This is a genomic window from Bradyrhizobium arachidis (genome assembly GCF_015291705.1).
Taxonomy (GTDB): Bacteria; Pseudomonadota; Alphaproteobacteria; order Rhizobiales; family Xanthobacteraceae; genus Bradyrhizobium; species Bradyrhizobium arachidis.
Window position 1 is genome coordinate 6,161,130 of sequence record NZ_CP030050.1, and the last position, 16,103, is coordinate 6,177,232.

Sequence of the window (16,103 nt, forward strand, 5' to 3'; positions counted from 1 at the left end):
CGAGCGCAAGGCAGTTCAGTCGTCATGCGTGGGGCAAAGCACATTTCAGCAGGCCGAAGCCCAAAAATGAGCAGATGCAGGACCTTGTTTGTGAATGCACGTTCGCAATGACGCTCCGCAATAATCGGCGTCCTGCAATATCCGCGCGGCGTGGCCGAATCGTCTGAATCGACTCCCTGAAATGCGCATGCCGCGAACGCCACTAACTTTCACATAGTGGTGGTGTGCGCTATTTTCGGATGCTAGGGTCAACCACGAATTGCTACCATTCGTCCGTTGCCGACGAAGCGTTTTCTGGAGGGGGCATTGAACAAAGTCGCGCTCAGTATTCTTGGCCTTGCGGCTCTCGTCACGACGCCGGCGATTGCGGCGGACATGGCCGTCAAGGCGCCCGTGGTCGCCGCACCGCCGGCGCTCGGCTGGACCGGCTTTTATATCGGCGGCAACATTGGTGGCGTCAGCAATTCGAATTCGGGAACATCGAATTTTACGGATACGCTCGCCAACCTCTCATTTCCGGCCGGCAATCGGATCAACGCGACCGGATTTATCGGTGGCGCTCAAGCAGGCTACAATTGGCAATTCGCTCCGCGCTGGCTTGTCGGCATCGAAGCCGATGGTGATTTCACCAATGCCAAATACAGCTTCTGCCGTGGGACCATTGCGCCGGGTGTCTGCGGCGATACCGGCTTCGGCACCGACTCGCTGAGCAGCAAGACCGCTTGGCTCTCGACGGTGCGCGGCCGGTTCGGCACCATCGCCATGGACAAATTCCTGATCTACGTCACCGGCGGCGCTGCTTGGGGACGCGTTGATACAACGGCAACACAAAGCTGTCTTGTCGGCGGCTGTGGCGTGTCGCCCTTAGCGACCGCGGGAACGTCGAGCAGTTCGGTGACGCGGTCTGGTTGGGCGGCGGGCCTCGGCGGCGAATGGAATATCGACGGCAATTGGTTTGCGCGCGCCGAATGGCTTCATGTCGATCTCGGCAACGTCACCAGTTCGGTATCAACTGCCGGATTTGCGGGCAGCACCCAGACCTTCAGCTGGTCGCGCGGCGAGCGGTTCGACCAGTTTCGTATCGGTCTTGACTATCGGTTCTGGCACGGCTGATCCTCGCGACTTTCGCGATGAGCGGCATCATCGGGATGCCGCTACGCTGCGCGCCTGATCGCCAGCGCCATACGCGCGACAGGCTTCGAAAGCCGACTCGATGATGGCGAGCTTCACCGCTTGGGCGGCGTGATATTCGCGCCAGAATTCGGCCGAGACCCACAACGCGGATTTGCCGCGGGCGCCCGACCAGCCAAGACTGCCCATCGTCTCGGCGACGACGAATTTGCGGGCGAGCTGGCTCCGCGACAAATTGAGGCCCTGCGCCAACCGCGAAACCGACGTCACGTCGGTCGGAATGCGTGACAGAGCGATCGAATCCTGCTGACACCCGACGATCAGGCGATCCATCACGACGCCGCCATCGTCGATCCAGGTAAACAGCGAGAAGGTTCCGTTCGGCTCCCGAACCGCGCGCGATGCCAGCAGGCCATCGGCGATCAGCGGCTGAATCGCGCCGAGCAGAGCCGGCCGCTCACGCAGTTCAGCCGACCTGTTGCCGCCATCGAGCCCGTCCAGCGCCGTCAGATGCGCCGCCAGCCAATGCGACAACACTGCAAGCGCCAGCGGCGACGGCTCGATCGGCCGATAGCGCCGGCCTTCGCTCCCCGCAACATGGCGCACGGTGCCGTATTTCAGCATCTCGTTGACGAAGGCTGACGCAGTGTTGCGGCTTGCGAGTCCGTGGGCGACGATCGGATCGACCAGTCGTGCGGGCAGAATTCCGGAATCGGTCTGCTGTGCCTCGTTGCGAAAATAAGCCGCCAGCATCGCCTGACTCATCAGCCAGCGCTGCTGGGTCGCGAACGGCGACGAAGTTCGCGGGCTGGCCTCCTGTATCGCCAGCATTGCCTGAGCCTGGCCGCGAACGCAGCTCTCCAACGCCGGATGCGACAGGATATCGTCTGCAGTCATCACCATCGGTGTCGCGACAATCCGGCGGAAGGTCCGAAACCGTCAATCGCAAGAGGTCCCAAGCCCCCTCCCTCGGCTCACGGACCGCCAACGGCGCGTGACAGCCTTCTCAAACGCATTCTTAAAAACGAGCAGCGCGGCGGCTCCGATCCGAAACCTGAACCTATCGACTACCACCCCGCGCGCGCGGCACTGCGCCCGCTCATGCATCTCATGGAGTCGGGCCGACGTCTGCAAAATTTTTCTGAAGTCCCGCTGAGAGAGACAATCCCAGGAGCAATGGGGAGCTACCGGCCCCCGCTAAGGGTCTGGATTAACGGGAGAAAGAAGCAGGCAGCGCATGCTCCTCCTTGAAGGCTAATGACACGATCTGAAACCTGATGAAACGTGCGGCCCGGATGCCAAGGCGATCGGGCTCCGGCGTCGACCACCTCCGAAAAGGTTGTCCAGCTAATGCCCTTCGCCTCCTTCAGGCCTTCGCACATGAAGCGGTACTCAATGGTCTCGCCCGAACTCAGGATGACCGCGGCGCCATCACGCATAAGACAGGCGTAGCGGTCTCACACGCCTTTCTGAGTGCTTCGCATGGGCGGCCAAACTGAAGAAATACGCGGTCCTGGCCGCCGTGAACGAACCGAAAAAGAGCGGCCATGGCGTCCGCAAGGCTAGAGCCAAAGTGGCTGCCTATGCAGACTGCACCGAAAGCCAGATGATGGCGATGGTCGGCCGGACCGCCCGCCCACTACACCGCGCAAGCCAATCGAGAGAGGCTTGGAATCAGTGGGATTGAGAAGATCGTCACGTTCGATCAGAGCCAGTCACTCGAAGACTTGCTGGCAGCGCCTCGGGCGAACGGCACGCGAACGCCTAGCGAGAACGGAGTCGTAACATTTCCGGGCAGGACCCAGAAAAAAGCCTAATAATTTCAATGTGAAATGTGCATCTATGGTGCGCTCGGAGGGACTCGAACCCCCACGGTGTTACCCACTGCCACCTCAAGGCAGCGCGTCTACCAGTTCCGCCACGAGCGCTAGGAGATGCCGGCCTGAGGTCGTTCGGGTGGCCGGATCAGCGGCCGCCGATCTAACAAATCCATCAGGGGGATACAAGCCTGCAAGGGCCCCGAATTCCACAGCTTAGCGGGAAAAATCCCTAATCCCTGCCCGGATCGGCCCTATCGGGTGCCAAAGCCTTATCAAGGACTTGGCCGCTGCCCTGTGCCCGAACCCTACCGGGTCCCGGGCGAGCGGGGCAGCATCTGCTTGACCTCGACCGCGATCCGGTTGCGGTCGACCAGCACGACGCCGGAGGCCACCGGCAGATTGTTGGCGAGGACCTTGACCTCGTCGGCCTCGGTTGCATCGAGCTCGATGATGGCGCCGCGGGAAAGACGTAATACTTGATGGATTGGCATGGTGGTCGTCCCGAGGACGACCATGAGATCCACGGTGACTTTATCGAGAGTGGGCACTGTCAGGACCGCCGCAACCTGGGACTCAACGCCAAAGGACTTGGCATTTGCGCCTGCAATCATCACCACGTTATGGTTAGCCAATGGTTAATTCGCCTCAAGACCCCCGCCAAAGCCAACGTCAAGAGCTCGATTTGACGTCGTTTTCCGCCTCCGGCGGCACGCCCGTCGAATGGCGAATCTCGGATGCGCCGGTGCCCTACCCGGACGCCGTCGCCGAAATGGAAGCGCGCGTCGCCGCCATCGCGGCGGGCGAGGCGCCGGAGCTGGTCTGGCTGCTCGAGCACCCCCCGCTATACACCTCCGGCACCTCGGGCAAGGAAAGCGACCTGCTTGATGCCCGATTCCCGACCTTCGCCACGGGGCGCGGCGGGCAGCTGACCTATCACGGGCCCGGCCAGCGAGTTGCCTACATCATGCTCGACCTCAAGCGCCGCCGGCCGGACGTGCGGGCCTATGTCGCGAGCCTGGAGGAGCTGATCCTGAAGACGCTCGCCGCCTTCAACGTCCGCGGCGAGCGGCGCGAGGACCGGGTCGGCGTCTGGGTGAAGCGGCCCGACAAGGGGCCTGAGCACGAAGACAAGATCGCGGCGATCGGTGTGCGGCTGAAGCGCTGGGTCTCGTTCCACGGCATCGCCATCAATGTCGAGCCGGAGCTGTCGCATTTCGCCGGCATCGTTCCTTGCGGTGTCGCCGATCCCCGCTATGGCGTCACCTCGCTGGTTGATCTCGGCCAGCTCGTGACCATGGCCGATGTCGACATCGCGCTACGGCAGGCGTTCGAGGAGCTGTTCGGGCCGACCAAAGCGTTGGTGCCGGAAGCGGCCGTCTAGCGTTTTCCTGTTCGAGCCCGACCGCGCGTGTTCTCCGCACGCCACGGAATCGGCTATGCTCGATTCCGGCGCCGCCCACGCCTCCCCCCTCCGCCGGGAAAGCAGACATCATGCCGGGCGACTCAACATCGGACCGACTGTTCGAGCGCCAGGCATAAGGAGGGATTGCGCTTTCTGCTCGCAATGGGAGGTTTTGACGATGAAGCTTTCTACGCCGATCTACCATCTCAAGCGACGAGCCAAGCGCCTGTCGCGCGAGCAAGGCATTCCGCTGCACGCCGCGCTCGATCGCATTGCTGCGACGGAAGGGTTTTCCGCCTGGAGCATGCTCGCGGCGAAGGCGACGGCGATGACTCCGGCCAACAAGTTGTTCCCGCAATTCCAGCCTGGCGACCTCGTGCTGGTCGGCGCGCGCCCCGGCCAGGGCAAGACGCTGATGAGCCTCGAACTCGCCGTCGAGGCGATGAAGTCGGGCCATCGCGCAGCGTTCTTCTCGCTCGAATATACCGAGAAGGATGTGCTGGATCGCCTGCGCGCGATCGGGGTGGAGCCGGCGCAATTCGACGAACTCTTCGAGGTCGACTGCTCCGACGTCATCAGCGCCGATTACGTCGTGAAGCAGATGGCGACGGCCCCTCGCGGCACAATCGTGGTGATCGATTATCTGCAACTGCTCGACCAGCGGCGGGAAAACCCGGACCTGACCGTTCAGGTGCGCGTGCTGAAATCTTTCGCGCGCGACAAGGGGCTGATCGTCGTCTTCATCTCGCAGATCGACCGGTCCTACGATTCCTCCATCAAGCCCTGCCCCGATCTCAGCGATGTCAGGTTGCCAAACCCACTGGACCTGAAGCTGTTCGACAAGACGTGCTTTCTGAACAATTCGGAAGTTCAGTTCCGCGCGGCGAGCTGACAATTCCAAGCGACGCAGGCCGCGGGTGAGACGGCTCACCCGCGGCTTGCGGCGTCACGCCGCCTTCAGCGAAACCTCGAGCTTGCCGGCGATGTAGCGCCGCTCCTGGGTCAGGCCGCCAAAGCCGTAGGCGTCGCTCTTGACCTCGTCGACGTGCAGATAGGTCTCGGGATGCATCGGTCCCAAAATCTCGGCCATGCGCTTGAACATCGCGGCGAGATAGGCCGCCTTCTCGTCCTTGGTGTTGGTGCCTTCGCTGACATGGATGTCGATCCAGTAGCTGGCGAGCTTCTGCTCGGCGAGCGACTTGCCGCCGGCGAACCAGTCACTGGCATCGACGGCCTTCACGATGATGGCGGTGACCGCGGGATCCTTGTGCAGTATCTCAGCGGTGAGCTCGGAGACAGCGTTCGCGATGTCGGCCTTCAGCGAGGGCGACTGGCGGGAGGTGGCGTAGGACACGGTGATCAGCGGCATTGTCGTTCTCCTCAAGATGCTGCGCTGGTTGCGCGGCGTTGATGAGAAGCTAGATCTCCTCCGGTCATTTTGGTATCTTATCTCTGTTGATACCAGTGATAACAATTCAAAATGACCGCCACACTCGACATCGCCACCGTCCAGGCCTTCCTGCTGGTCGCCGACCTCCAGAGCTTTACCCGTGCCGCCGAGGCACTCGGCACGACCCAGGCCGCCGTCAGCCTCAAGCTGCAACGGCTGGAGACCTTGCTGGGGAAACGCCTCGTCGAACGCTCGCCGCGTGCAGTCCGTCTCACCGCCGACGGCGCCGGCTTCCTCGATCGCGCTCGGGTCCTGATCGCGGCGCACGACCGCGCCCTCTCGGGCGAAGCACCGGCCGCGCAGTCGCTCTCGCTCGGCATCTCCGATCACGCCGCAGGCCCCGAGCTCGTTCCGCTGCTCGAACGCCTGCACGCGATGTCGTCAAATCTCACCCTCGCCGTCACCATCGGCTTCTCGCGCGAGATGCAGGATGCCTATGATGCTGGCGAACTCGACGCCGTGATTGTCCGCCAGGAAGGCAGCCGCCGTGGTGGCGAGAAGCTGACCGAGGACGAGTTCGGCTGGTTCGCGTCGCGACGCTTCACCTTGCCGAAGGGTGAAGCCCTGCCGCTCGCAACCCTCGCCCCGCCCTGCGGCGTCCGCGCCGTCGCCGTGCGCGCGCTCGACAAGGCCGGCCTCGCCTGGCGCGAGCGCTTTGTCGGCGGCGGTGTGACAGCGGTAGTGGCGGCTGCGCTCGCCGGGCTTGCGATCGCACCGCTGGCGCGGCGGATTGCGCCGCCCGGATTGGTCGATATCGGCCCTGCGCACAAGCTGCCAAAGCTCGGCAGCTCGAAGGTCATGCTGCATTCGAAGGTCAGCGATCCCGCGAAGCTTGCGGCGCTGCGCGCAGTAGCGGCGACGTTTCGGAGCGCCGCGGGAGCTAACTAGCGCCCGCGTCCTTTCCTGCAGCGGACCAATAAGCGACCCCGGCCAGACATCCAGCCAACGCAAACAGCCCATCCATCTCAAAGAGCGTCCCGAAGATGCCGTTCGCAATCAGGGCTCCGATCGCAGCGCCAGCGGCCGCGTAAAACAGCACTGAGCGAATTCGAAGTGACTCACCGAGCCATATCACAAGCGCGGATGGCATCCCGCTAAGCAGGCAGGTGAGAATCAATGTGATTGGCAGGACAATCAAGATCAGGGGGACGATGGGAGCCAGGCCCTCGGGAAAGCCTCGATCTGGAAGAGATAGAATTGCGGCGAGGACTGGCAACGCCCCCAATGTCGCGGTCGCCGCCAGGCATCCACGAAACCAGCCGTCCAGAGCACGAGGGCATGCAGTGCAGCCATAACATCACCTCACAAGATCGCCTCGAACGCACTCCGCAGCGTCTCATGCCGGAAGACAAAGCCGCGGCTCAGCGCTTTGTTCGGCAGCACGCGCTGGCCGCCGAGCAGAAGCTCGTCGGCAAAGCCGCCGCCGATCCGGCGCAACAGGCCACCGGGGATGCGGAATATGGCGGGCCGGTGCAACCGGCGCCCGAGTTCCTCGGTGAACTTCGCGTTGGTGACGGGGATCGGCGCGGTGGCGTTGACGGGCCCTGCAAGATCGGGGGTCGCCATCACATAGGCGATCAGGCGAATGAGATCGTCGCGCTCGATCCAGGACATCCACTGCCGCCCGGTGCCGAGCGGGCCGCCGAGGCCGAACTCGAATGGCGTCAACATGCGGGTGATGAAGCCGCCCTCGGTGCCAAGCACGAGGCCGATGCGCAAGTACACCACGCGGACGCCAAGCTCCTCCGCCGGCCGCGCCGCCTTCTCCCAGGCCGCGCACAGCTCGTGGCTGAAGCAGGCGTGCGACTTGGCCGACTCCGTCAGCACCTGGTCGGCCCACAAGCCGTACCAGCCGATCGCGGAGCCGCTGACGAGCACCTCGGGCTTGCGCTCGAGCCGCGCGATCAATTTTATGACTTCACCGGTCATGTCGACGCGGGAGCCGATGATCTTCGCGCGCTTCACTTCGGTCCACAGACCGTTGCCGATCGGCTCTCCCGCGAGATTGACGATGGCGTCGATTGGCGTGTTCGCGGCAAGCTGATCGAGGCTGGTGATCAGCGTGACCGGCGGCGGCAACATCTCGGCCTTGGCGGGATTACGGATCAGCGCGATGACGTGATGCCCTGCCCCGCTGAGGCTCGCCGCAAGGCGGCTGCCGATGAAGCCCGTCGCGCCAGTGATCAGCACTGTCTTGCGGCCCGGGAGCTTCTCGACAAGGCCTTCCGCAGGAACGCTTCGCATGCGGCCGAGCCGGCGCATCGCCGCAAAATCCCTGACGCCGCAGAGCGAGGCGCCGACCGCGCAGGCGGTCGCGGCGATGCTGAGCAGGCCCTGATAGACGACCGTCACGCCAAACGGCTGCATCGCCCAGTCGATTAGCACCGGTAGCAGCAGCACCAGGATGGCGCCGTAATTGATCGCGAGCAGCGTGTGATTGATGCGCTCGCTCGGCGGCAGCTTCCGGCTCAGATCCTCCTCGACGAAATCCATCAGCGTGATGACGATCTCGGCCACCAGCACCACGATGATCAGCAGCGCCAGTACGCCATAGACTTCCAGCCAGCCGAGCAGCAGGAACAGCAGCGCATAGAGCATGTTGCGGATGCCGTGCAGTTTCAGCTCGAAGCGCTGCGACGGACGCCACGCCAGGCGCTCGGTGAATTCGTGGTGATAGAAGGTGTCGAACACGCCCATCACGATCTGGATGGCGATGAGCGTCCACAAGAGCGGGGTCATGACACGGCCTCCCTGAACACGGCGGACTGGTGGATCAGCGCGCCATAACGCGGATGAATGACATCGAGGGTGAAGCGGAACGCCCCCTCGCCGAGATCGCTGTGCGTCACGGTCAGGTCACCCGGCGTGAGCCATCGTGGCAGCGGGATCCAGAGCCGCCCAAGCTGCAACCCGTAAGCAGCGCTGCGGAACGTCAGCGCCTGTCCCTCGACCGCGATACGGAGCGCCATCGAGACGCCGAAGCCGACATACTCCTCGAGCCCGGTCGGGCCGGCGAAGCGTTTCGCCGAATGGATCACCTGCGGAAAGCCGCGCTTGCGCGCGCAGATGCGGGTCCAGGTCTGGCCGCCGGTCGCGCCGTCCTCGGTAACCGTCACGATCATGGGCACGCCGGTGTCGCGCCCCGTGGGAAGCGGCCCGCCGATCAGGCGCGCGGCCTGTGCGAACCACCAGCCGATATCGCTGAAGGCGACCTCGTCGACGACACCGACATAGACCACGCTGTCGCCGTCAGCGACGCGCTTGGAGAAGCGCCGCCAGGTCGCGAGCGGCAGGCGGCCCCAATCCTCGTCCGACAGCAGGGTGCGAAAGCGGCGGTCGTCGAGCAGTTTGGTGTGAGCGGAGGTTGGTACGTTGGAGCCCGATAATCTCGCCGACGTCATCGCAACCTCCTCGATACTATTTGGCCTTGCCCAGCGGCAGCAGGTTGGCGATCTTCTCGCCAAGCCGCATCAGGGCGACCAGCCGCGGCCGCGGCACCTTCAGCATCTGCATGAACCAGTGATCGGCGAGCTCGGTGAAGGCGAGCATCTCCTTCAGCCGTTTGCTCGCGACCGGACTGATGGTCGGATCATCCGTCGCATCGGACACGCAGGCCCTGAGCGCGACGATGGCCGGATCGATCTCCCGCTCCTTGCGCCGCGCCGCGATGCGGGCCGCGACCTCCCAGATGTCGGTCTCGGCTTCGTAATGGTCGCGGCGGTCGCCGAGGATCGGCACCCGCCGGATCAGGTTCCAGGCGAGCAGTTCCTTGAGCGAGTTGGAGACATTGGACCGCGCCATGCCGAGCGTGTCGGCGATGTCCTCGGCCGTCATCGGCGCCTCGGCCAGATAGAGCAGCCCGTGGATCTGGCTGACCGAGCGATTGACGCCCCAGCCGTCCCCCATGTCGCCCCAATGCAGGATGAAGCGCTCGACGGCGGCAGGGAGTTTCTTCTTTCCTGTTATTTCTGTCATAACAGAAATATCTGATGGACGCGATTGATTGTCAAGTGCGTCAGGCCGCTGATATCGCTGCATACCGTCCGCGAGATTTGCCTAAAAATATCCCAGGCACGGGAACAATTCGCTGCCTGTGACGTTTGCCCGGGTTCAGGCAGGGTCCCCGAATGGTCGAAAAGTTCAGTCAGCAGAGAGACTTGTTCGAGAGCGAGCGCAGTTTCCGGCTGTTGGTTGAAGGAGTCGCGGACTACGCCCTGTACATGCTGGATCCCAATGGGATCATCACCAGCTGGAATATCGGCGGCGAGCGCATCAAGGGCTATTCGCCCTGGGAGATCCTCGGCCAGCATTTTTCCCGCTTCTATACCGAGCCCGACCGCGCCAACGGCAAGCCCGCCCGTGCGCTCGGCATCGCCAGGGAAAAGGGCCGCTACGAGGAAGAAGGCTGGCGCGTCCGCAAGGACGGCACGTTCTTCTGGGCCAGCGTCGTGATCGATCCGATCTACGAGGATGGCGAGCTGGTCGGCTTCGCCAAGATCACGCGCGACATCACCGAGCGCCGCAACACGCAGCTCAAGCTCGAGGCGATGCAGAAGCAGCTCGCCGAGTCCCAGAAGTTCGATGCGCTGGGCCAGCTCACCGGCGGGGTCGCCCACGACTTCAACAACCTCCTGATGATCATCAGCGGCAGCCTCCACGTGCTGAAGCGGGGCGCCGACGACGAGGCCAAGCTCAAGCGCGCGATCTCGGCCATCGAGACCGCCACCAAGCGTGGCGCGGCGCTGACCAACCAGCTCCTCACCTTCGCGCGGCGGCAGAGCGTCAATCCGCAGGCGATCGATTTCGCCGACCGCATCTCGGCGATCCGCGAGGTGCTCGATGCCGGCGTGGGCAGCTCCGTGCGCCTGGCCTTCGAAGTCAGCCGCGACGTCTGGCCGATCAAGGCCGACGTCTCGGAACTCGAGACCGCGTTGCTCAACCTCGTCATCAATGCCCGCGACGCGATGCCCGACGGCGGCACGGTGACGATCCGTGCGCGCAACGTCGTGCTGGATGAGGCGACCCTCGCCGGCGAATTCGTCGCGATCGACATCGCCGACACCGGGCTCGGCATTCCCTCGGACGTTCTCGACAAGATTTTCGAGCCGTTCTTCACGACCAAGCCGATCGGCAAGGGCACCGGCCTCGGCCTGTCCCAGGTGCACGGCTTTGCCCATCAGGCCGGCGGCACGGTGAAGGTCGCAAGCGAACTCGGCAAGGGTACGACCTTCACCATCCTCCTGCCGCGCGGGGAAGGGGCGCCAGCGCGCGAGACCACGGGAAGTGCGTCGTTCCGCGGCAGCGGCACCGTGTTGCTGGTCGAGGACAATCCGGACGTCGCCCTCGTCAGCATCGGCCTTTTGGAGCAGCTCGGCTACCAGGTACGGCGCGTCGCCGATGCCGAAGCCGCCTTGCGCGAGATCGAGAAGAACAGGGTTGACTTCGTGTTCTCTGATATCGTGATGCCCGGCAAGATGGACGGGCTCAGCCTTGCCCATCGTCTGCGCCAGATCCGCCCCGGCCTGCCGGTCCTGCTCGCCACCGGCTACAGCGACGTCGCCTCCGGCGTGCGCGGCGATTTCCCGATCCTGCGCAAGCCGTACGAGATCCACGAGCTGAGCGAGGCGATTTCGAAGCTGCCGCGGTGACTGTTCACTTTCCCACCTACGCCGTCATGGCCGGGCTTGTCCCGGCCATCCACGCCTGGCCCCGCTGCACGAAGAACGTGGATGCCCCGGGACAAGCCCGGGCATGACGACCTCTTGTGAGATCGCCTACACCGTCGGCAACACCGAGAACTTCTCCCCTGCCCCGCGCAGGTTCAGCTCGTCCGCACTCGCGGTCTCACTCGTCACGCTGTCCACACGCGCCGACGGCGGTCCATGCCGGCACAGCGCGACCATGTCGGCGACGTGCTTCGGCGTGCCGGCGAACAGCGCTTCCACGCTGCCGTCGCGACGGTTGCGGACCCAGCCATCGAGGCCGCTGGCGGTGGCCTGGTACTCGACCCAGGCGCGATAGCCGACGCCCTGCACACGCCCGCGGATCATGACCTGGAGGATCGCCCGGCTCATTTTTTCAGTCCGAGAAGATCGGCGCTGCGCGCTTTTACCTCGGCGTCGCGCATGACGCGATTGGTCAGTTCTGCTGACGGCAACCCCTTGAGTGCCTTCGGTGCCGTGCCCTCGCGCAGCGCCTTCTGCGTCTCGTAGACGGCCTGCGTCGCCGCCGCGATCGGCGCGTGCCCCTGGAGCGCGATGCGCACGCGCTGGCCGGCGAGATAATCGGTCGCGTTCAAGTCCTCGGGCGCGCCGCCGAGCACGATCGGCAGGCGCGTCGCAGCCGTAATCGCCTCCAGCTCCGCGCGCGACTTGATGCCGGTGAAGAACAGCGCATCGACGCCGGCAGCCTCATAGGCCTGCGCACGGCGGATCGCATCGTCGAGCGAGGTGATCGAGGCAGCTCCGGTGCGCCCCATGATGACCAGCGAGGCATCGCTGCGGCCATCCAGTGCGGCCTTCATCTTGCCGACGCCCTCCTCCAGCGAAATCAGCTGCGTCTTGGTCTCGCCAAAGGCGGCCGGCAGCAGCGTGTCCTCGATGGTGAGGCCGGCGGCGCCCGCGGTCTCCAGTTCCTGCACCGTACGGCGCACATTGAGCGCATTGCCGTAGCCGTGATCGGCATCGACCAGCACCGGCAGCGCGGAGGCGCGCGACATCCGCCGCATCTGCTCGGCGAGCTCGGTGAGCGTGATCAGCGTGACATCGGGGTCGCCGAGCACCGCGAGCGAGGCGACCGAACCGCCGAACATGCCGAGTGGAAAGCCGAGATCCTCGGCGATGCGGATCGAGATCGCGTCATAGACCGAGCCGGGATGGACGCAGGCCGAGCCTGAGAGGATCGAGCGCAGCTTCTCGCGGCGGGAACGAAAGGCCATGGGTGCCTCACTCCAAAATCGTCATCCTGAGGAGCGCGCCCTTGAGCGCGTTTCCTCAAGGTGAGGGTCGACTATCGTGCGCCGGAGCGCTTACGCAAACTCCAAAATCAGCGCGTCCACCGCGAGCGTCGCGCCGGCGCTGGCGTGGATCTTCTTCACGGTGCCGTCCTGCTCGGCGCGCAGCACGTTCTGCATCTTCATGGCTTCGACCACGGCGAGCGTCTCGCCGGCCTTGACCTCCTGCCCCTCGATCACCGCGATGGAGACGACGAGGCCGGGCATCGGACACAGCAGCTTCTTGCCGCTGTCGGATGCCGTCGTCACCGGCATCAGCCGGGCGGAGGCAGCTTCCGCTTCGGTCCAGACATAGACCGGAACCTCGACGCCCTGATGCGCAAGGCGGATGCCGTTGGGGATTGGGCGCGCCTGCACCGCCACGAAATGGCCGTCGATGGTGCCCTGCCAGACCGGATCGCCCGGCTTCCACGGCGATTGCAGCAGATGGACGTTGCCGGCCTTGCCCTCGGCATCGATGAAGCGGATCGCGATGGCCTCGCCCTCGCGGCCGACCTCGAGCAGGATCTCCTGGCGATCGAGCCAGACCGCGCGGCGGCGCTCGCGCTGCACGACCCGGCCGCCCATCTGGCCAGAGATCTGCCGCTTGCGCTCCCCGAGCACGTGATCAATGGCGGCGCCGACCGCAGCGATCCGCCGGGCGACCTCGCCTTCGGGCACGCGCACCGCAAAGCCCTTGGGGAATTCCTCGGCGATGAAGCCGGTCGACAGGCGTCCCTCGCGCCAGCGCGGATGATGCATCAGCGCCGACAGGAACGGAATGTTGTGCCTGATGCCGTCGACATAGAACGAGTCGAGCGCTGTCGCTTGCGCCTCGATCGCGGCCGCGCGCGAGGGCGCATGCGTGACGAGCTTCGCAATCATCGGATCGTAGTGGATCGAGATCTCGCCGCCCTCCTGCACGCCGGTGTCGTTGCGGATGGTGATGCCGTCCTGGCTGGCTTCCGCCGGGGGGCGGTATTTCACGAGGCGCCCGATCGAGGGCAGGAAGTTGCGGAACGGGTCTTCCGCATAGAGCCGCGACTCAACGGCCCACCCCGTCAGCGTGACGTCCTTCTGCGTGATCGCGAGCTTCTCGCCGGCGGCCACGCGGATCATCTGCTCGACGAGATCGATGCCGGTGACGAGCTCGGTGACGGGATGCTCGACCTGGAGGCGCGTGTTCATCTCCAGGAAGTAGAAGCTCTTGTCCTGCCCCGCGACGAACTCGACCGTGCCGGCGGAATCGTAATTCACGGCTTTCGCCAGCGCGACCGCCTGCTCGCCCATCTTGCGGCGCGTAGCCTCGTCGAGCAGCGGCGACGGCGCTTCCTCGATGACCTTCTGGTTGCGGCGCTGGATCGAGCATTCGCGCTCGCCGAGGTAGATCACGTTGCCGTGCTTGTCGCCCAGCACCTGGATCTCGATGTGGCGGGGATCGACGATGAACTTTTCGACGAAGACGCGGTCGTCGCCGAACGAAGCCTTGGCCTCGGCCTTGGCAAGGTTGAATCCTTCGGAGACCTCGGCCTTCGAATGCGCGATGCGCATGCCCTTGCCGCCGCCGCCGGCGGAGGCCTTGATCATCACGGGATAGCCGATCTCGTCGGCGATGCGCACCGCGTGCTTGTCGTCCTCGATGACGCCGAGATAGCCCGGCACGGTGGAGACCTTGGCCTTCGCGGCCGCCTTCTTGGATTCGATCTTGTCGCCCATCGCGGCGATCGCGCCAGGGTTCGGGCCGATGAAGACGATGCCGGCGGCTTCCAGCGCGCGCGGAAATGCCTCGCGCTCGGACAGGAAGCCATAGCCGGGATGCACGGCTTCCGCGCCGGTCTTGCGGCAGGCCTCGACGATCTTCTCGATCACCAGATAGCTCTCGGCCGCCGCGGGCGGGCCAATCAGCACGGCCTCGTCGGCCATCTCGACATGGAGGGCATCGCGGTCGGCCTCGGAATAAACCGCGACCGTCTGAATTCCCATGCGGCGCGCGGTCTTGATGACCCGGCAGGCGATTTCGCCGCGATTGGCGATCAGAATGCGTTTGAACATGCTTTTCTTGAGTCTCGACCTTGGGCGGGACCCCTTCCCTGGCCGTTGCAGCCTATGGAAACGGGCCGTGTGGCTCCCGTGGTACATTAAAATGAGCCGGAGGCAACGGTCTAAATCCGGCCCCTCTGGCGTACCAGCGCAAGACCGAAACGGTCGGGACGCGCCCCCTGGGGCCGCCTACGGCCTGCCGGCCTTGGCCACGCCCCGGACGAGGCTCTGAATGAAGCCCAGTTTGGCGACCACGGCGGACGACAGGATGAAGGGATAGAGGTCGCGCAGGCCCATGGCGCGATTGACGCTGTTCATGGCGAAGGTGAAGGGCAGCCATGCGTCGATGAGCGCCTGGACGTCCCTGACCTCGTAGGGGTTGAAGCGGATGCGCGCCGTCAACTCCCCGTCGCGGTCGACCTTGGGGCGCACCTCCATGCCGAACTCGGCGGCCATCTCCAGGGTGTCGACGATATGGAGGTAATGCGCCCAGGTCTCCGCGAAGTCTTCCCACGGATGCGTGGTGGCATAGGCCGAGACGTAGTTCTGCTGCCAGTCCGCCGGCGCGCCTTCGGCATAATGGCGCTGCAGCGCCTCATCGTAATCGGCGGAATCATCGCCGAACACCGCGCGGCATTCCTCGAGCTTGCCGCCGTCGCGCACCAGCACGTCCCAGAAATAATGGCCGACCTCGTGGCGGAAATGCCCGAGCAGCGTGCGGTACGGCTCGCCCATCTCCAGCCGCCGCCGCTCGCGCTCGATGTCATCGGCCTCGGTGAGCGCGATCGTGATCAGGCCATTGTCGTGGCCGGTCATAACCTTCTGCCCGCTGTTCGGATCGTCGGCGAGGAAGTTGAAGATCAACCCGTGCTCGGGGTTTTCCTGCCGGGTCTGAAGCGGCAGCTTCCAGCGGATTAGCGAATAGAACAGCCGGTGTTTTGCGATTTCCAGTTCGCGCCAGCGAGCAAGCTGCGCCGGATCGGAGAGGTCAGGCACGATGCCGTTGTGGCGGCAGGCGCGGCAGAAGCCGGTGGTATCGTCCGCATCCGTCAGCCAGTTGCAGGCGTCGTAGTCGGCATTGCTGCAGAGCATGCGGCTTTCGCCCTTGTCGGCCAGTACCTTCCAGCCGTCCCCGTCCGGCTCGATCGCCGACATCGTCTCCCTCTCCGGCTGAAAGGCGACCCGATGGCCGCAGCGTTCGCAGGCGCGGTTCTCGAAATAGAGGACGTTGCCGCAGTCCTGACAGACAAAGAGCTTCAAGATTTAGCC

The 16,103-nt window shown here is 64.6% G+C and carries 15 protein-coding genes and 1 tRNA gene; 5 read left to right on the top strand and 11 right to left on the bottom strand.

From position 1 onward, the window contains the following. The first annotated feature begins 306 nt into the window (after positions 1-306). The gene (locus WN72_RS28695; protein WP_092217373.1) at positions 307-1,113 is read left to right on the top strand and encodes an outer membrane protein; all 807 of its coding nucleotides are present in this window, start codon (positions 307-309) and stop codon (positions 1,111-1,113) included. A gap of 27 nt (positions 1,114-1,140) precedes the next feature. Here WN72_RS28695 and WN72_RS28700 read toward each other — a convergent pair whose 3' ends face one another. The 3 genes from WN72_RS28700 to WN72_RS28710 all read right to left on the bottom strand — a co-directional run bounded on the left by WN72_RS28700 (position 1,141) and on the right by WN72_RS28710 (position 3,499). Then, positions 1,141-2,028, bottom strand: a complete 888-nt coding sequence (locus WN72_RS28700; protein ID WP_244553810.1) for a hypothetical protein — start codon at positions 2,026-2,028, stop codon at positions 1,141-1,143. Positions 2,029-2,974: 946 nt separating this feature from the next. Next, positions 2,975-3,059, bottom strand: a tRNA-Leu gene (locus WN72_RS28705). 197 nt (positions 3,060-3,256) lie between these two features. Then, positions 3,257-3,499, bottom strand: coding sequence for a FliM/FliN family flagellar motor switch protein (locus tag WN72_RS28710; protein ID WP_018647371.1), 243 nt, complete (start codon positions 3,497-3,499; stop codon positions 3,257-3,259). 83 nt (positions 3,500-3,582) lie between these two features. On the opposite strand from WN72_RS28710, the gene lipB reads away from it, so the two are divergent. Both lipB and WN72_RS28720 read left to right on the top strand, forming a co-directional pair. Continuing rightward, positions 3,583-4,332, top strand: coding sequence for a lipoyl(octanoyl) transferase LipB (lipB, locus tag WN72_RS28715; RefSeq protein ID WP_027559781.1), 750 nt, complete (start codon positions 3,583-3,585; stop codon positions 4,330-4,332). 199 nt (positions 4,333-4,531) lie between these two features. After that, positions 4,532-5,245, top strand: coding sequence for a DNA helicase (locus WN72_RS28720; RefSeq protein ID WP_143130661.1), 714 nt, complete (start codon positions 4,532-4,534; stop codon positions 5,243-5,245). 54 nt (positions 5,246-5,299) lie between these two features. Here the strand turns inward: WN72_RS28720 and WN72_RS28725 are convergent, their stop codons facing one another. Continuing rightward, a complete protein-coding gene (locus WN72_RS28725; protein ID WP_027559783.1) occupies positions 5,300-5,722 on the bottom strand; it encodes a tautomerase family protein in 423 nt (140 codons plus the stop codon). Positions 5,723-5,833: 111 nt separating this feature from the next. On the opposite strand from WN72_RS28725, the gene WN72_RS28730 reads away from it, so the two are divergent. After that, a complete protein-coding gene (locus WN72_RS28730) occupies positions 5,834-6,691 on the top strand; it encodes a LysR family transcriptional regulator (protein ID WP_027559784.1) in 858 nt (285 codons plus the stop codon). Positions 6,692-7,105: 414 nt separating this feature from the next. Here WN72_RS28730 and WN72_RS28735 read toward each other — a convergent pair whose 3' ends face one another. The 3 genes from WN72_RS28735 to WN72_RS28745 are packed head-to-tail and all read right to left on the bottom strand — an operon-like array spanning position 7,106 to position 9,778. Continuing rightward, the gene (locus tag WN72_RS28735; RefSeq protein ID WP_092217376.1) at positions 7,106-8,542 is read right to left on the bottom strand and encodes a TIGR01777 family oxidoreductase; all 1,437 of its coding nucleotides are present in this window, start codon (positions 8,540-8,542) and stop codon (positions 7,106-7,108) included. Next, positions 8,539-9,204 carry a DUF4166 domain-containing protein gene (locus WN72_RS28740; protein WP_092217377.1) on the bottom strand — a complete coding sequence of 222 codons (666 nt, stop codon included), beginning with the start codon at positions 9,202-9,204 and terminating at the stop codon, positions 8,539-8,541. The genes WN72_RS28735 and WN72_RS28740 overlap by 4 nt, the downstream gene beginning before the upstream one ends. A 16-nt stretch (positions 9,205-9,220) precedes the next feature. After that, a complete protein-coding gene (locus tag WN72_RS28745) occupies positions 9,221-9,778 on the bottom strand; it encodes a GbsR/MarR family transcriptional regulator (protein WP_027559787.1) in 558 nt (185 codons plus the stop codon). A gap of 152 nt (positions 9,779-9,930) precedes the next feature. Here WN72_RS28745 and WN72_RS28750 point away from each other — a divergent pair, with 152 nt between their 5' ends. Next, positions 9,931-11,451, top strand: coding sequence for a PAS domain-containing sensor histidine kinase (locus WN72_RS28750; RefSeq protein ID WP_027559788.1), 1,521 nt, complete (start codon positions 9,931-9,933; stop codon positions 11,449-11,451). Positions 11,452-11,577: 126 nt separating this feature from the next. On the opposite strand, the gene WN72_RS28755 is transcribed toward WN72_RS28750, so the two are convergent. The 4 genes from WN72_RS28755 to WN72_RS28770 form a co-directional block, all read right to left on the bottom strand. Beyond that, positions 11,578-11,877 carry an acylphosphatase gene (locus tag WN72_RS28755; RefSeq protein ID WP_027559789.1) on the bottom strand — a complete coding sequence of 100 codons (300 nt, stop codon included), beginning with the start codon at positions 11,875-11,877 and terminating at the stop codon, positions 11,578-11,580. Next, positions 11,874-12,740: an isocitrate lyase/PEP mutase family protein gene (locus WN72_RS28760; protein ID WP_027559790.1), complete on the bottom strand. Its 867-nt coding sequence runs from the start codon at positions 12,738-12,740 to the stop codon at positions 11,874-11,876. The genes WN72_RS28755 and WN72_RS28760 overlap by 4 nt, the downstream gene beginning before the upstream one ends. A gap of 90 nt (positions 12,741-12,830) precedes the next feature. Beyond that, positions 12,831-14,846, bottom strand: a complete 2,016-nt coding sequence (locus WN72_RS28765) for an acetyl-CoA carboxylase biotin carboxylase subunit (RefSeq protein ID WP_092217378.1) — start codon at positions 14,844-14,846, stop codon at positions 12,831-12,833. Positions 14,847-15,023: 177 nt separating this feature from the next. Further along, on the bottom strand, positions 15,024-16,094 hold the full coding sequence (locus tag WN72_RS28770; RefSeq protein ID WP_092217379.1) for a zinc-binding metallopeptidase family protein: 1,071 nt from the start codon (positions 16,092-16,094) through the stop codon (positions 15,024-15,026). Between the last annotated feature and the right edge of the window lie 9 nt (positions 16,095-16,103).

Bases quoted from the DNA above. Each gene is read 5' to 3' on its own strand.
- WN72_RS28700 (WP_244553810.1), bottom strand. From the start codon at position 2,028: ATGACTGCAGACGATATCCTGTCGCATCCGGCGTTGGAGAGCTGCGTT.
- lipB (WP_027559781.1), top strand. From the start codon at position 3,583: ATGGTTAATTCGCCTCAAGACCCCCGCCAAAGCCAACGTCAAGAGCTC.
- WN72_RS28720 (WP_143130661.1), top strand. From the start codon at position 4,532: ATGAAGCTTTCTACGCCGATCTACCATCTCAAGCGACGAGCCAAGCGC.
- WN72_RS28725 (WP_027559783.1), bottom strand. From the start codon at position 5,722: ATGCCGCTGATCACCGTGTCCTACGCCACCTCCCGCCAGTCGCCCTCG.
- WN72_RS28730 (WP_027559784.1), top strand. From the start codon at position 5,834: ATGACCGCCACACTCGACATCGCCACCGTCCAGGCCTTCCTGCTGGTC.
- WN72_RS28735 (WP_092217376.1), bottom strand. From the start codon at position 8,542: ATGACCCCGCTCTTGTGGACGCTCATCGCCATCCAGATCGTGATGGGC.
- WN72_RS28740 (WP_092217377.1), bottom strand. From the start codon at position 9,204: ATGACGTCGGCGAGATTATCGGGCTCCAACGTACCAACCTCCGCTCAC.
- WN72_RS28745 (WP_027559787.1), bottom strand. From the start codon at position 9,778: ATGACAGAAATAACAGGAAAGAAGAAACTCCCTGCCGCCGTCGAGCGC.
- WN72_RS28750 (WP_027559788.1), top strand. From the start codon at position 9,931: ATGGTCGAAAAGTTCAGTCAGCAGAGAGACTTGTTCGAGAGCGAGCGC.
- WN72_RS28755 (WP_027559789.1), bottom strand. From the start codon at position 11,877: ATGAGCCGGGCGATCCTCCAGGTCATGATCCGCGGGCGTGTGCAGGGC.
- WN72_RS28760 (WP_027559790.1), bottom strand. From the start codon at position 12,740: ATGGCCTTTCGTTCCCGCCGCGAGAAGCTGCGCTCGATCCTCTCAGGC.
- WN72_RS28765 (WP_092217378.1), bottom strand. From the start codon at position 14,846: ATGTTCAAACGCATTCTGATCGCCAATCGCGGCGAAATCGCCTGCCGG.